Genomic DNA, 14,411 nt, shown 5'->3' on the forward strand with positions numbered 1-14,411 from the left:
GTCATCGCGCAGCAGCGAGCACCGGCACACGGTCGACGTCGACGTCCCCTCCCCCGTGTGCCCCGACGAAGGCCACGGCCGCGCGCGTCGCAGCGATCGCCTCGGGGTACTGCGAGAACAGCACCTGATACTCGTGCGGCAGCGGCGGTTCGTGATCGGTGTCGTAGAACTGCGTGACCACCGGCACTCCGAGCTGCTGCAGATGCGCGGCGAATGCCCGCGACTGTGACTCCAAGGGGTCGCCGTTGCCTGCGCTGACGAACGTCGGCGGAAAGTCTGCCGTCACTGCGTCTATGGGAGAGCCCTGGCGAAGCATCTCGGCACTCTGCCAGTCGCGGACGCCGCTGTAGGCCCACATCACTGTGTTCAGAAATGAGGCGAACGGACCGGTCGCCTGCACGGCGCCGACGTCATAGGCCCCGCAGAAGAGCACCGCCCCACGAACCTGTTTCGGCTGAACCTGCGGCTGCAGGCCGAGCAGCGAGGCCTCGTCGGGGCTTTCGAGAGCGGCGAGATAGGTCGCCACGACCTGCGATCCGGCAGAGTCTCCCGCATAGAAAAGACGGTCGGCCGCGATGCCGAGATCGTCGGCGCGATCGAGCAGGTAGCTGGTGGCTGCGTCGAGCTGCTGCACCGCAGTCGGGAATCGTGCCTCTGGCGAGAGCGTGTAGTTGATCTGCACGACGGTCGCTCCGCTCGCCGCAAGAATGCGCGAGTAGTTCTCGCCCTGCGACTTGTCGCCTCCGACCCAGCCGCCGCCGTGCACCCAGATGATAGTGCTTGCCGGTTCGGTCGCGTCCGCACGGCGGTACACGTCAAGCCGTTCGTCGGCGCGACCGCTCGAGGTGTAGGCGAGATCGGCGTCACGTCGCACGTCGGCCGGTGCGTAGGCACCGAGCGCCTCGTTGCCCTGCACGCCTCCCGCGTTGAACGACGACCGGATCAGCAGCGCGCCGGGAATCGGCGTGGTGACGAAGCTCAGCACCACCACGAGCAGCAGCGAGACCAGAACGGCGACGAGCATGCCGAGCACCGTCGCACAACGGCGCAGCAGCGTCAGCCCGGCCGTCGACGCGCCTGCTGAAGTCGGGCCAGGCGCGCCCGGCTCGTGCGTGCTGCGCATCAGTTGCGAACCTCGAGGCCGCCCAGCATGATCTGCCCGCCGATGACCACGACCGGAGCCATAGACGCGACGGACGGATCGGCAGCCGACGCGGTGAAGACCGACCGGTCTTCGACGCCTCCGAGCAGAGCCGTCGCCTCGACCCGCACCCGGGCGCCGTCCGGAATGCGAATCTCGACGCCGCCCATCAACGCGAGCACCTCGATGCGAACCTCCGGTGCCAGCACGGCACGGGTCAGATCAAGCGTCGACGAGCCGAGCACGGCAGTCATCGACGCGCTGCGAAAGCCGTGTGCCGTGCTGCGCACCTCGGAGCTGCCCAGCACCGCCGTCACGTTCTGGTCAAGGGCGGCGTCGCCCTCACGTGCGCCGAATCGGCGCCCCTCTGCGGCAGACGCCTCGGCTGGCGAGCTCGGAGCCGAATGGTCTGCCGAAGACGTGCTCGCCGCCGCCTTCGGGCGACGTCTCGTCAGCACACTGAGGCCCAGCGCGATCACAGCGGCCGGTGCGATCAGTGCCCATGGGCTGAACGGCAGCAGACCGAAGTTGTCGAGGATCAGTGCGGTGCCGACGACGACGAGCGCCAGCGCCCACCAGAGATTCGACCAGGACGACACCAGCGTCGAGACGCCCAAGGCGATCACGGCGATGCCGATGATCAGACGAAATATGCTGCCCATCTGAAAGTCCGGGATCACCACGTGGGCGAGCAGCACCAGCCCCACGCCCACGATGACGATGCCTGCGATGATGCGGGAGCCCACTGTTCTCATGTTTTAACTCTAGCCAACCCTCCCACTGCGTGGTCGTCGAGTCGGGCAGCAGGAAAGCTCCAAACCCGGCCGGGACAAATACAGGGCGACCTCACATGACGTGAGCCGAGAGGGCGGGTATTGTGGGCAGATGGCCAATCTACGCTCACGCACCGTCACCCACGGCAGAAACATGGCCGGCGCTCGCGCCCTTCTGCGCGCCGCCGGCGTCGACGGATCAGATTTCGGCAAGCCGATCATCGCAGTCGCGAACAGCTTCACCGAGTTCGTTCCCGGACACACCCACCTCGCTCCCGTCGGGCGAGTCGTCTCAGAGGCGATCAGCGCCGCCGGCGGCATTCCCCGCGAGTTCAACACCATCGCGGTCGACGACGGCATCGCCATGGGCCACTCGGGCATGCTCTACTCGCTGCCCAGCCGCGACCTGATCGCCGACTCCGTCGAGTACATGGTCAACGCCCACCAGGCCGACGCGCTGGTCTGCATCTCGAACTGCGACAAGATCACTCCCGGCATGCTGCTGGCCGCGCTTCGGCTGAACATCCCGACCGTCTTCGTCTCAGGCGGCCCGATGGAGGGCGGCACGGCAGTTCTCGTCGACGGCACCGTGAAGAAGCGCGTCGAGCTCATCTCGGTGATGTCAGGCACGGCCGACCCCAACCTGTCAGACGAGAACCTGCTGCGACTCGAGGCCAGCGCCTGCCCGACGTGCGGATCGTGCTCGGGCATGTTCACGGCCAACTCCATGAACTGCCTGACCGAGGCGCTCGGTCTGTCGCTGCCCGGAAACGGAACCACTCTCGCCACGCACACGGCCAGGCGCGCGCTCTTCGAGAACGCAGGCTCGCTCGTGGTCGAGCTGTGCCACCGGTTCTACGACGACGAAGACGACAGTGTGCTGCCCCGTTCGATCGCCACACGTGAGGCGTTCCAGAACGCCATGGCCATGGACATCGCCATGGGCGGCTCGACCAACACGATTCTGCACCTGCTCGCAGCGGCTCAGGAGGCAGGCGTCGACTACACGATGCACGACATCAACGACCTCTCGCACCATGTGCCCTGCCTGTGCAAAGTGGCGCCGAACGGGAGCTACCTCGTCGAAGACGTGCACCGCGCAGGCGGCATTCCCGCCATTCTCGGCGAGCTGCACCGTGGCGGCCTGCTGAACGAGAACGTGCACTCAGTGCACCACCCGACGCTCAGCTCGTACCTGGACGACTGGGATCTGCGCGGCGGCAAGGCGACCGACGAGGCCTTCGAGCTGTTCCACGCGGCTCCGGGCTGCAAACGCAGCGCCAAGGCGTTCTCGCAGTCAGAACGCTGGGAGACGCTCGATCTCGACGCCGAGGACGGCTGCATCCACGACGTCGCCCACGCCTATTCGAAAGACGGCGGCCTGGCCGTGCTCTACGGCAATCTTGCCGAGGACGGCTGCGTCGTGAAGACCGCCGGCGTCGACGAATCGATCCTGACGTTCAGCGGACCGGCCGTCGTCGTCGAGTCGCAGGAAGACGCAGTGAACGTCATCCTGAACAAGCAGGTCAAGGCCGGCGACGTCGTCGTCGTTCGCTATGAGGGGCCCAAGGGCGGCCCGGGCATGCAGGAGATGCTGTACCCGACGTCGTTCCTGAAGGGTCGTGGCCTGGGCAAGAAGTGCGCGCTGATCACCGACGGCCGCTTCTCCGGCGGCACCTCGGGGCTTTCGATCGGCCATGTCTCCCCCGAGGCGGCATCCGGCGGCCTGATCTCGCTCGTCGAGAGCGGAGACACGATCACCATCGACATCCCGAATCGCAGGATCGAACTGAACGTCTCTGACGAGGTGCTCGCCGAGCGCCGCGCCGCCCTCGAAGAGGGCAACGGATACCACCCGAAAGATCGCAAGCGTGAGATCTCGACCGCCCTCAAGGTCTACGGCGCATTGGCGACGTCAGCTGACAAGGGAGCGGTTCGCGACAAGGCGAAGATCGACGCGATCTACTGATCGACAGAGTGGGTTCGCATCAGGATGCGGGTCGGATGATGGCGTCGCCATGGTCTGGCCCGCATCGTCTTTTGTAGACTGAGCGCGGTGCGCACGCCGCCGTGTGTGCCCCCGGTGGGCGCTTCGAACGGGCCCCCGAGCAGCCCTGCAGAGAGGTTCATGAATGTCCAAAGCAGCTGAGTTCATCGATTCGGTGTACCAGACCGTGCTCACTCGGAATCCTGGCGAACGAGAGTTCCACCAGGCGGTACACGAGGTGTTCGAGTCGCTGGAGCCGGTGCTCGAACGTCACCCGGAATACGCCGAGTCGGCGATCCTCGAACGCGTGTGCGAGCCCGAGCGTCAGATCATCTTCCGTGTTCCCTGGACGGACGATCGCAATCACGTGCACATCAATCGCGGATTCCGTGTGCAGTTCAACAGCGCCCTCGGCCCGTACAAGGGCGGTCTGCGCTTTCATCCCAGCGTGCTGCTCGGCACGGTGAAGTTCCTCGGCTTCGAGCAGATCTTCAAGAACGCGCTCACCGGTCTGCCCATCGGCGGCGGCAAAGGCGGTTCCGACTTCGATCCGAAGGGCAAGAGCGACCGTGAGGTCATGCGCTTCTGCCAGTCGTTCATGACCGAGCTGCAGCGCCACATCGGCGAGTACGTCGACGTGCCAGCCGGCGACATCGGTGTCGGCGCCCGTGAGATCGGCTACCTCTTCGGGCAGTACAAACGTCTGCGCAACAAGTTCGAGTCGGGTGTCATCACCGGCAAGGGCATCGGCTGGGGCGGTTCGCGTGCCCGCACCGAGGCGACCGGTTACGGTGCCGTCATCTTCGCCCGTGAGATGCTCGAGACTCGCCAGCAGGGCTTCGACGGCGCAAAAGTCATCGTCTCGGGATCAGGCAACGTCGCGCTCTACGCCATTCAGAAGGTGCAGCAGCTCGGCGGCACGGTCATCGGCGCCTCCGATTCCCAGGGAGCAGTCCACGACCCCGACGGCATCGACTTCGAGCTGCTGCGCGAGATCAAAGAGGTCGAGCGCGGTCGCGTGCGCGACTACGTCGAACGCCGCGGCGGCCGCGCCGAGTACCGAGACAGCGGTTCGGTGTGGGACATCGCCGATGTCGACGGCATCGACGTGGCTCTGCCCTGCGCCACCCAGAACGAGCTGAACGCCGAGAATGCCGAGACCCTGGTGCGCAACGGCGTCCGGGCTGTCGCCGAGGGCGCGAACATGCCCTGCACTCCAGACGCGGTGCGCACGTTCCAGAAGACCGGTGTGCTCTTCGGCCCGGGCAAGGCGGCCAACGCCGGCGGCGTCGCCACCTCGGCACTCGAGATGCAGCAGAACGCCTCGCGCGACTCGTGGACGTTCGAATACACCGAGGAGCGTCTCGAGCAGATCATGACCCGGCTGCACCGCTCGGTGCGTCGCACCGCCGAAGAGTACGGTCACCCGGGCGACTACGTGCGCGGCGCGAACATCCACGGCTTCCAGCTCGTGGCCGATGCCATGATCGCACAGGGCGTCATCTGATCATCGACGCAGCCCGCGGCTGAGGCCGCCGCGCAGACGAAGGGCTGCGGAGACGCCAGAACTTCACCGTTCGGTGTCTCCGCAGCCCGTTCTCACTGCGGAGCCTCGATCACCTGCCGGGCAGGTACTCGTTGGTCAGTCCCTGACGGCCGTCGTACTCGTTCTCGAGCAGACCGTTCTCGTGCATCCAGGCGGCGTACGCGGCCCAGTCGTCTTCCGGCTGATGACCGAAGCCTCCGTCGTTCTTCAGCAGCGGCACCGTGCGCTCGACCATCCGGCGCAGCACATCGGGTTCGTAGGCGCCGTCGGTCGGTCCGGTCAGAGCCTCGACCGCAGTGTCGGTGCTCGCCTCTGCCGCCTCCTGGCCCTTCGCCGTGCCGGCCAGGAACTTGCGCACGCGCTCGGCGTAGGCCGAGTCGCTCTGCAGACGCGAACGTTGGGCGATCACGACGAGCTCGTCGTAGTCGGGCAGCCCGAGCTCGGTGTTCGACCACGACGGAAAGCTGCCGTGCTCGGCGAGCTCGACGCCCTCGATGTTCGGGTATGCGCCGATGGTCGCATCGACCTGATGATCGATGAGCGGCTGGTTGAGCCCCTGTGACAGGTTCACGTAGGTGATCGTCGACGGGTCGACGCCGTGCTTCTTGGCGATGTAGTTCATCGTCGTCTCCTGCGAGGCGAGCCCTGACGTGCCGACCTTCTTGCCGGCGAGATCCTGCGGCCCGTTGATTCCCGATCCCTCCCAGGTCATCACCGAGTTGAGGCTGGTCGGAACGAGCGCTCCCACCGAGATGACGTCGAGCCCCTCCCCCTCGGCGATCAGGGTGTCGGGCTCGTACGAGATCGCCAGATCGGTCTGACCGAGGCTGACCATCTTCGCGGCGTCTGCGGTGCCGCTCGGCGTGGTGAAGTCCACCTTGACCCCGGCCTGCTCGTACGCGCCGGTGTGCTGCGCCGTGTAGAGCGACACGTGGTCGGGGTTCGGCGTCCAGTCGAGCAGCACGCTCACCGGGTCGAGGCCGTCTGAGGCGGCCGAATCCTGCTGCTGGCTCGAGCATCCGCTCAGCGCCAGGCTGAACGCGGCGGCTCCGGCGACGAGCCCCATGCCCATCGATCGGCGGATGCGTGCATGCGCCCGCCTCTGGGACGCGGTCTGTGAGGTGATCATTGTCTCTCCTTCGTCTTCTCTGTGGTATCGGTTCGTGGAAGTGGTATCGGTTCTGGGAAGTTGTCTGTGCCGGGAAGTTATCGGTGCCGTGAGGTGGCATCGGGACCGGGATTCTGGGTGTGACAGCCGGGGGGGGGCGGTGCGCCGTTCGATCGGCGTGGTCGCCGACGTCGCCCGAGGTCGGGGCTCAGCGCAGGCTGTCACGCTGCCAGCCGCACACCAGGCGTTCGGCGAGCAGCGTCAGCAGGTACAGGGCGGCCGTCATGGCGGTGAGCAGCACGACCTCGGCGAAGACGAAGTCGGTGCGCAGTCTGGGAATCGCCTGGATCAGGTGATAGCCCAGACCATTGCTCGATCCGGCGTACTCGCCGAAGACTGCGGCCACGGGAGCGAAGGTCACCGAGATGCGCAGCCCGGCGAAGCCCTGCGGCAGTGCGAATGGCATCCGCACGCGCCAGAAAAGCGCGCTCGGGCTTGCCCACAGCGTGCGCATCGTGTCGATCAGTCGCGGGTCGACGCTCTGCAGGCCCGACAGCAGGCTGACAGTCACCGGAAAGAAGCAGAGCAGCGCGACGATCACCACCTTCGACGCGATGCCGTAGCCGAGCGCGATCGTGAGAATCGGGGCGAAGACCATGACCGGCACTGTCTGCGTGCCGATCAGCAGGGGTTCGAGAGCGCTGCGCAGCGGCTTCACCGCGAAGACCGTGACCGAGATGACGCCGGCGGCGAGAACGCCGACCAGCAGGCCGAGCACAGTCTCACTGCCGGTCACGAGAGTGGCCGACCACAGCGTGCCCCAGTAGCGGCCGAGCGCCACGATGACGTCCTGCGGGGCCGGAACGAGGTATTTCGGCACTCCGAGCCACGTGGTGGCGCCCCACCACACGGCCAGCACGATCACGACCGCAGTGGCCGGCGGCAGCACCCGGTGCAGGCGGCTCTGTGCGTTGCGCGTGTTCATCGCCGCATCGCCCCCTCTGCGGACAGCGCGGTCAGCAGACCGGTGCGCGCAGCGGCCAGATCGACGTCTGCGAGCAGCTCGGTGCGCGAGCGAGGATCGCCGAACCAGCCGCGACTCTCAGCGGTCACGCGCGCAGGCCGTCCGGCCAGCACGAGCACCCGATCAGCCAGCAGCAGGGCTTCATCAACGTCATGGGTGACCAGCACGAGCGTGGTCTGTCGATCGCGCAGCCGCTCGCGCAGCCAGGTCTGACCGTCGGCACGGGTGATCGCATCGAGGGCTCCCAGTGGCTCGTCGGCGAGCAGGACGGGTTTGTCGGCGGCGAGGGCGCGCAGCAGAGCAGCACGCTGTCGCATGCCGCCGCTCAGCTCATGCGGGCGGCGGTGCGCGACCGAGCCGAGCCCCCACTGCTCGACCAGTGGACGCACCTGCTCGCGTGCGGCTGACCTGGAGACGCCGCGATTGCGCAGCGGCATCGCGACGTTGTCGACCAGGGAGAGCCACGGCAGCAGGGAGTCGCCCTGAGGCATGAGTGCGCAGCTGCGCACTCGTTCGGCCGGATCGGAGTGATCGAGCACCCGGACCGTGCCTGCGTCTGGTGTGAGCAGCCCGGCGATCACCGACAGGGCGGTGGTCTTGCCGCAGCCGGAACGACCGATCACGGCGACGTGCTCGCCGGTCTGGATGCTCAGGCGCAGTTCTTCGAGCACCGGCGCCGCTGCGCCCTCAGGCGTATAGGCCACGTCGCTGACGACGACTGCGGTGTCGGATTCGACGCGCGTCGATTCCATCGTGTGACATCCCTCCGCTCGTGTGAACGAGATCAGGTTCAGCGGGTCTCATCTCAGCTCCAGATCTCGGAGCACCCCGTGTCTTCGTCGAAAGCGTAGCAGACCCCGGTCGGCACACGGCCAACCGGGGTCTGGGTTTGCTCAGTCTGGGCGAGTCACTCGGCCGAGACGATCACCACGATCAGGGTGCGCGGGCCGTGCACGCCTTCGACGCGCTGCAGCTCGATGTCCGAGGTCGCAGAGGGCCCGGCGATCATCGTGATCGGCCGTTCCGGCACCAGCCGCCGAATCGCCGCCGGCATGTCGACGACGATCTCTGCATCCTGCACCACACACACGTGCACATCGGGCACCAGCGTCAGGGCGCGGCGGCCCTGGGTGCCGCTGCCGTCGAGAAAGATCGTGCCGCTGATCGAGCAGGCCACGGCCGCTCCGGTGACGATGGCATCGAGGCTGTCGAGTGATGCGGCAGGAATCGACGCGTCGTCGACCTGCACCTCGCCCGCGTAGTCTCCCAGCCAGCTGCGATCCAGTGCCGGCGGGATGCCGACGCGGCTCGCCTGCACAGAGGCGAGGGCCGAGGCGACCTCTGCCCCGATGGTGCTCGGCGTGGCGCGCCGCACCTCGGCCTTGTAGTCTTCGAGCCGATCGATCAGCAGATCGATGCGTTCGGCGTCGGGCAGCTCGATCTCGGCGTCGTAGTCGCGCACCACGGGCTCGACCACCGGCGGCGCGATCCGCAGCGCGTCTTTAATGCGATCCAGGATGTCTTCGCGTGCGGTGCTCACTTTGTGCTCCCCTGCGTGCTGCTTCGTTCTTCGGACTGCTCAGACGGCGCCGCGGGGCTCCCAAAGCCTGCGGGCATGGGCCTGCGCTCCCAATCGGCGTCTCGCTGGGCGTCCTGGTTGCCCGGGCGCTGCGTCAGATCGGCCTGCACGGCGCTGGAACGCGCCTGCTCGGCCGCCAGCTCACGTTTGGCATCCGCGGTCTTGAACCACTCGCGAGCCGAGTGCTTCGCCGGCGCCGGAAAGTCGCGGGCGTCCGTCCAGCCGCCCAAGAGCCCGGGCAGCTTCGTGATCTTCTTGTCAGGGCCAGCCACGATGCGGCCGCCGATGCTGGCCGCCTTCTGCGCCGCATGCCAGCGTTTGCCGGAGCTCATGGCCGACGCCACGGTCTTCAGCATCGGCTTCTCGAGCCCGGAGCCGACGGTGTTGACCTTCTGGTCGCGCAGTTCGACGAGGATCGACGGGATGTCGATCTTGACCGGGCAGACCTCGTAGCAGGCCCCGCACAGGCTCGACGCGTAGGGCAGCGAGCTGTTGGGGTCGTGTGAGTCCTCCATGCCCGTCAGCAGCGGCGAGAGAATGGCTCCGATCGGGCCCGGGTAGGTCGATCCATAGGCGTGTCCGCCGGCGTGTTCGTAGACAGGGCAGACGTTCAGGCATGCCGAGCAGCGAATGCACTTGAGCGCCTCGCGTCCCATGCCGTCGGCGAGAGCGTGGGTGCGGCCGTTGTCGAGCAGCACGAGGTGGAACTCCTGCGGGCCGTCACCGGGGGTGACGCCGGTCCACAGTGAGGTGTAGGGATTCATGCGCTCGCCGGTGGACGAGCGCGGCAGCAGCTGGGTGAAGACCTCGAGGTCGTTGAAACGAGGCAGCAGCTTCTCGATGCCCATGACGGTGACCAGTGTGTCGGGCAGGGTCAGGTTCATACGCCCGTTGCCCTCCGACTCGAAGATCGAGAGCGTTCCGGTCTCGGCGATGCCGAAGTTCGCACCCGAGATCGCGATCTTCGAGGTCAGGAACTTCTCTCGCAGAAAGCGACGGCTCGCCTCAGCCAGATGGGCGGGGTTGTCGTCGAGCTCGGGGTCGACGCCCGGCATCTCTTTGAGAAAGATGTCGCGCACCTCGCTGCGGTTGCGATGGATGGCCGGCACCAGAATGTGCGAGGGCTTGTCGTGCCCGAGCTGGACGATGAGTTCGGCCAGGTCGGTCTCTTGAGCATGGATGCCGTGCTCTTCGAGATACTCGTTCAGGCCGATCTCCTGCGTGGCCATCGACTTGATCTTGAGCACCTCCTTCGCGCCGTGATCGGCGACGATGCCGCGCACGATCTCGTTCGCCTCTGCGGCGTCACGAGCCCAGTGCACCTGGCCGCCGTGTTCGGTCACCTTCTCTTCCAGCTGCTCGAGCAGATCGGGCAGGTTGGCGAGCACCTCGCGCTTGATGCGCGAACCGGCCTCACGCAGACGCTGCCAGTCGGGCATCTCGTCGACGACGTGCTGACGCTTGTCGCGGATCTTGTGCGTGGCGAAGTTCAGGTTGCGGCGCAGCTGCTCATTGGCGAGCTCGTGCACCGCTGCCTGCTGGAACTTCTCTGTGCCGCGCAGGTTGCCGACCCCTGCCGGGGCGACCGGCGGAACCGCCGGCATGCCGAGGAACGTGGTCATGCGGCCACCTCCTCGCCGAGCAACGTGATCGAGCGATCGGCGTCGGCATGCGTCGAGGCCAGGATCTGCGCGAGGTGGATCGTCTTCGTCCCCAGCTGCAGGCGCGACATGGCTCCGCCGATGTTCGTCAGGCACGAGGCGTCCCCGGCGGCGCAGTACTCTGCGCCGGTCTCTTCGATGTGCTTGACCTTGTCTTCGACCATCGCGGTCGAGGTCGCGGCGTTCTTGACGGCGAAGGTGCCGCCGAAGCCGCAGCACTCCTTTGCGAAGGGCAGCTCGCGCAGCTCAAGGCCCTCGACGTTCTGCAGCAGTCGGTACGGGCGCGAGCCCACCTGGATCATGCGCAGCGAGTGGCAGGTGGGATGGTAGGTCACAGTGTGCGGAAAGTAGGCTCCGACGTCGGTGAGACCGAGCACGTCGACGATGAACTCGGCGAGGTCGTACGTCTTGTCATTGACCGACGAGACCTCTCGGCTCAGCGCCTCGTCGCCGAACTTTCCGGCGATCATCGGATGCTGGTGTCGCACCGACCCTGTGCACGAGCCGCTCGGCAGCACCACGGCGTCGATCGACGAGTCGCCGAAGACGTCGACGTAGTTCTGCACCAGCGGCAGAGAGTCTTTCTGGTAGCCCGTGTTGATGTGCATCTGGCCGCAGCAGGTCTGTCCCTCCGGGAACACCGCCTCGTGGCCGAGTCTTGTGATCAGACGAGCCGTCGCCCTGATCACATCTGGATAGAGCGTGTCGACCAGACACGTTCCGAAAATTCCCACTCGCATGGAGTGCCTCCGTTCGCTGCGACTGACAGAATCAGCTGGCGGCTGTGCCCGGGAACAGGCGTCGACACTGTGGTCTGACCACACTTTCGACGAGCGGGCGCCGCTGGAGTCCATGCCACCACTTTCGCGGAAACGCGGCAATGTAGGGTATCCTCATCTCGCTATGAGAGCACATGAGACGGTGATGTCCTGGGTCAGAGACCAGCTTGCTGCGGGTACGCTCGCGGTCGGCGATCGTCTGCCCGGAGAACGCCAGCTCGCCGAGCAGCTCGGGGTCTCACGCAGCACGGTTCGAGAAGGGCTGCGCATTCTCGAGGCACTCGGCACGCTCACCTCTGCGACGGGCTCAGGCCCGAACTCCGGCACCATCGTGATCGCCGAGCCGCAGCAGGCTCTCGCACTCGCGCTCGGAATGCAGCTCAGCTCACGCAGTGTGCGATTCGAAGACGTCGTACACACCCGTCTGCTGCTCGAGTCTTGGGTCGCAGGCCACGCCGACCCCGATTACACCGACTGGGAGGTCGCCCAGCGTCTGCTCGATCGCATGGCCGACCCCGACCTTCCCGTCGAGCAGTATCTGGCGCTGGACGCCAGCTTTCACGCCGCGCTCGCAGACGCTGCGGCCAATCCGCTCATCTCCACGCTCATGGACGGCATGCGCACGGCAATCGCCGACCACACACTCGACCGCGCAAGACAGCTGCCAGACTGGCCGACCACCGCACGCACGCTGCACGCCGAGCACACCGGCATCCTCGAGGCGTTTCGTCGCGGCGACCACGAGGCGGCGACGCGCCTGGTGACCGACCACATCACGGGCTACTACCAGCTGACCGAGGCCCACACGGCAGCGGCCTGACCCGTTCCTGAGACACTAACCGTATTTCACGACTTGACGTGGTCTGACCACGCCAGATAATCTGCCCGAACGACGCATCTGCGTCTCTAACGTCCGACTTCTCGAAGGAGAGAATCACGACCATGTCGCCCTCAGACACCGCGGTCCTGCTTAGCGATGGCTTCACTCCCAATCTGGAGTCAAGCCTCATCGGCGGCAGCCTTCCGCTCACTGCTCTCGTCTCACTCATCCCACTCGTGGTGTTCTTCGTGCTGTTGGGAGGGTTCAAGATCAGCGCTCTGCGCTCCGGTCTCGGGGCGCTGCTGACGGCGATGCTCGTCGCCATCTTCGGTATGAAGATGTCGGTCGGGCTCACCTTCGCCGCAGCGACCCAGGGAGCGGTCTTCGGCCTGTTCCCGATCATGTGGATCGTCATCACGGCGATCTGGTTCTACGAGGTCACCGTGCTCAGCGGGCGCAGCGACGACCTGCGACGCATCTTCTCGAGCGTCGGTCGAGGCGACATGCGCATCCAGGCTGTGCTGATCGCTTTCTGCTTCGGCGGCCTGCTCGAGGCGCTCGCCGGATTCGGCGCGCCCGTCGCGATCACCGGTGTGATGCTGGTGGCGCTCGGTCTGCCGCCGCTGCGCGCCGCGCTCGCGGTGCTGGTCGCGAACACCGCCCCGGTCGCCTTCGGCGCCATGGCCGTGCCGATCACCACCGCCGGCAACCTGACCGCCGGTGACGGCGACAAGCGGGCCCAGGCCGAGGCGATCGCACAGGTCGTCGGCGTACAGACCCCATTGATCGCATGGGTTGTGCCGATTCTGCTGCTGCTCATCCTCGACGGCTTCCGCGGTGTGCGACAGCTCTGGTTCCCCGCGCTGGTGACCGGCCTCACCTTCTCTGTGCTGCAGTGGTGGTGCGCGCACCACTTCGTCTACGAGCTCACGGACGTCGTCGCTGCACTGGGCGGCTTCCTGATCGCCACCATCCTGCTCAAGTTCTGGAAGCCCACGACCCCAGAAGACCAGATGTCGAAGGTCAAAGAAGAGCCGCTCACCGGCGTGCGTGTCTGGATGGCTCTGCTGCCGTACATCATCGTCATCGCACTCTTCGGCTTCACCAAGCTCTGGACGATGGGCGCCAACATTCCGAAGCTGCTGGCAGGCACGGACCTGAAGATTCCCTGGCCCGGCCTCAGCCAGAGCCTGATGACCGCCGATGGCAAGATCTCTTCGTCGGCCACGTACACACTGACATGGCTGTCTTCGCCCGGTACGACGCTGCTGATCGCCGGAATCATCGTCGCCATCGTGTTCAGCATCTTCACCGCAGGCGGCAAGTTCAGCATGACCGTCGGGCAGGCTCTCGCAGAGTTCTGGCACACCATCGTGAAGTCGCGCATCTCGCTGGCCACGGTTGCCACCGTGCTGTCGATCGCGTACGTCATGAATCTCTCCGGGCAGACCATCTGGATCGGTCAGTGGCTCGCCGCAACCGGCGTGTTCTTCGCCTTCCTGTCGCCGATCCTCGGCTGGCTCGGCACGGCGGTCACCGGGTCAGACACCTCGGCGAACGCTCTCTTCGCGAAGCTGCAGCAGACGGCTGCTCACCAGATCGGCATCAATGAGCACCTGCTCACGGCTGCCAACACGTCAGGCGGCGTCGTGGGCAAGATGATCAGCCCGCAGAACCTGACGATCGCAGCAACGTCTGTCGATCTCAAGGGTCAGGAGTCGACCATTCTGCGCAAGGCGCTCCCCTGGTCGCTCGGCCTGCTGCTGGTCGTCTGCATCATCGTGTTCCTGCAGTCGACACCGGTGCTCGGCTGGATGATCCCCGCCTGATCCACCCTTGATCAGCTCGACTGCTGATCAGCACTCGGCCCGGTCTGCCTCGCACTCTCGCGAGGCAGACCGGGCCTTTTCATATGCCCTTACGGCTGCGTGGTCTGGCTGGATGCCCGTGGTTCGTCGGCACCCCAGATGCAAACGCGACCGGCTCAGGGGCG

The 14,411-nt window shown here is 66.2% G+C and carries 12 protein-coding genes and 1 riboswitch; of the genes, 4 read left to right on the plus strand and 8 right to left on the minus strand.

The genetic code is table 11. From position 1 onward, the window contains the following. Position 1 precedes the first annotated feature (1 nt). Positions 2–1,123 (minus strand): alpha/beta hydrolase, encoded by a 1,122-nt coding sequence (locus F8O09_RS02240; protein WP_158053789.1) that lies wholly within the window; start codon positions 1,121–1,123, stop codon positions 2–4. Then, positions 1,123–1,896 carry a LiaF transmembrane domain-containing protein gene (locus F8O09_RS02245; protein ID WP_158053790.1) on the minus strand — a complete coding sequence of 258 codons (774 nt, stop codon included), beginning with the start codon at positions 1,894–1,896 and terminating at the stop codon, positions 1,123–1,125. Before F8O09_RS02245 ends, F8O09_RS02240 begins: the two co-directional genes overlap by 1 nt. A gap of 130 nt (positions 1,897–2,026) precedes the next feature. On the opposite strand from F8O09_RS02245, the gene ilvD reads away from it, so the two are divergent. Further along, complete coding sequence (gene ilvD, locus F8O09_RS02250) at positions 2,027–3,883, plus strand: dihydroxy-acid dehydratase (protein ID WP_158053791.1); 1,857 nt, start codon at positions 2,027–2,029, stop codon at positions 3,881–3,883. Positions 3,884–4,046: 163 nt separating this feature from the next. Continuing rightward, entirely contained in the window at positions 4,047–5,408 is a 1,362-nt protein-coding gene (gdhA, locus tag F8O09_RS02255; protein ID WP_158031204.1) for an NADP-specific glutamate dehydrogenase, read from the plus strand. Between the two features lie 109 nt (positions 5,409–5,517). On the opposite strand, the gene F8O09_RS02260 is transcribed toward gdhA, so the two are convergent. The 6 genes from F8O09_RS02260 to F8O09_RS02285 form a co-directional block, all read right to left on the minus strand. After that, positions 5,518–6,576 carry an ABC transporter substrate-binding protein gene (locus F8O09_RS02260; RefSeq protein WP_158053792.1) on the minus strand — a complete coding sequence of 353 codons (1,059 nt, stop codon included), beginning with the start codon at positions 6,574–6,576 and terminating at the stop codon, positions 5,518–5,520. Positions 6,577–6,763: 187 nt separating this feature from the next. Further along, on the minus strand, positions 6,764–7,540 hold the full coding sequence (locus F8O09_RS02265; protein ID WP_158031202.1) for an ABC transporter permease: 777 nt from the start codon (positions 7,538–7,540) through the stop codon (positions 6,764–6,766). Continuing rightward, complete coding sequence (locus F8O09_RS02270; protein ID WP_158031201.1) at positions 7,537–8,331, minus strand: ABC transporter ATP-binding protein; 795 nt, start codon at positions 8,329–8,331, stop codon at positions 7,537–7,539. Before F8O09_RS02270 ends, F8O09_RS02265 begins: the two co-directional genes overlap by 4 nt. Beyond that, a riboswitch (TPP riboswitch) is annotated at positions 8,324–8,420 on the minus strand. Its footprint overlaps the gene before it by 8 nt. Positions 8,421–8,486: 66 nt before the next feature. Next, positions 8,487–9,119, minus strand: coding sequence for a LutC/YkgG family protein (locus F8O09_RS02275; RefSeq protein ID WP_158037708.1), 633 nt, complete (start codon positions 9,117–9,119; stop codon positions 8,487–8,489). Beyond that, positions 9,116–10,780 carry a LutB/LldF family L-lactate oxidation iron-sulfur protein gene (locus F8O09_RS02280; protein ID WP_158053793.1) on the minus strand — a complete coding sequence of 555 codons (1,665 nt, stop codon included), beginning with the start codon at positions 10,778–10,780 and terminating at the stop codon, positions 9,116–9,118. Before F8O09_RS02280 ends, F8O09_RS02275 begins: the two co-directional genes overlap by 4 nt. After that, positions 10,777–11,559 carry a (Fe-S)-binding protein gene (locus F8O09_RS02285; RefSeq protein ID WP_158031198.1) on the minus strand — a complete coding sequence of 261 codons (783 nt, stop codon included), beginning with the start codon at positions 11,557–11,559 and terminating at the stop codon, positions 10,777–10,779. The genes F8O09_RS02280 and F8O09_RS02285 overlap by 4 nt, the downstream gene beginning before the upstream one ends. Before the next feature lie 184 nt (positions 11,560–11,743). Between F8O09_RS02285 and F8O09_RS02290 the strand changes: the two genes are divergently transcribed. Together F8O09_RS02290 and F8O09_RS02295 are read left to right on the plus strand one after the other, a co-directional pair. Continuing rightward, complete coding sequence (locus F8O09_RS02290) at positions 11,744–12,418, plus strand: FadR/GntR family transcriptional regulator (RefSeq protein ID WP_225732814.1); 675 nt, start codon at positions 11,744–11,746, stop codon at positions 12,416–12,418. A gap of 122 nt (positions 12,419–12,540) precedes the next feature. After that, complete coding sequence (locus F8O09_RS02295; protein ID WP_158031196.1) at positions 12,541–14,247, plus strand: L-lactate permease; 1,707 nt, start codon at positions 12,541–12,543, stop codon at positions 14,245–14,247. Positions 14,248–14,411 lie beyond the last annotated feature (164 nt).

The sequence above is a fragment of the Pseudoclavibacter sp. CFCC 11306 genome (genome assembly GCF_008831235.1).
Lineage (GTDB): Bacteria > Actinomycetota > Actinomycetes > Actinomycetales > Microbacteriaceae > Pseudoclavibacter_A.

Bases quoted from the DNA above. Each gene is read 5' to 3' on its own strand.
- F8O09_RS02240 (WP_158053789.1), bottom strand. From the start codon at position 1,123: ATGCGCAGCACGCACGAGCCGGGCGCGCCTGGCCCGACTTCAGCAGGC.
- F8O09_RS02245 (WP_158053790.1), bottom strand. From the start codon at position 1,896: ATGAGAACAGTGGGCTCCCGCATCATCGCAGGCATCGTCATCGTGGGC.
- ilvD (WP_158053791.1), top strand. From the start codon at position 2,027: ATGGCCAATCTACGCTCACGCACCGTCACCCACGGCAGAAACATGGCC.
- gdhA (WP_158031204.1), top strand. From the start codon at position 4,047: ATGTCCAAAGCAGCTGAGTTCATCGATTCGGTGTACCAGACCGTGCTC.
- F8O09_RS02260 (WP_158053792.1), bottom strand. From the start codon at position 6,576: ATGATCACCTCACAGACCGCGTCCCAGAGGCGGGCGCATGCACGCATC.
- F8O09_RS02265 (WP_158031202.1), bottom strand. From the start codon at position 7,540: ATGAACACGCGCAACGCACAGAGCCGCCTGCACCGGGTGCTGCCGCCG.
- F8O09_RS02270 (WP_158031201.1), bottom strand. From the start codon at position 8,331: ATGGAATCGACGCGCGTCGAATCCGACACCGCAGTCGTCGTCAGCGAC.
- F8O09_RS02280 (WP_158053793.1), bottom strand. From the start codon at position 10,780: ATGACCACGTTCCTCGGCATGCCGGCGGTTCCGCCGGTCGCCCCGGCA.
- F8O09_RS02285 (WP_158031198.1), bottom strand. From the start codon at position 11,559: ATGCGAGTGGGAATTTTCGGAACGTGTCTGGTCGACACGCTCTATCCA.
- F8O09_RS02290 (WP_225732814.1), top strand. From the start codon at position 11,744: ATGTCCTGGGTCAGAGACCAGCTTGCTGCGGGTACGCTCGCGGTCGGC.
- F8O09_RS02295 (WP_158031196.1), top strand. From the start codon at position 12,541: ATGTCGCCCTCAGACACCGCGGTCCTGCTTAGCGATGGCTTCACTCCC.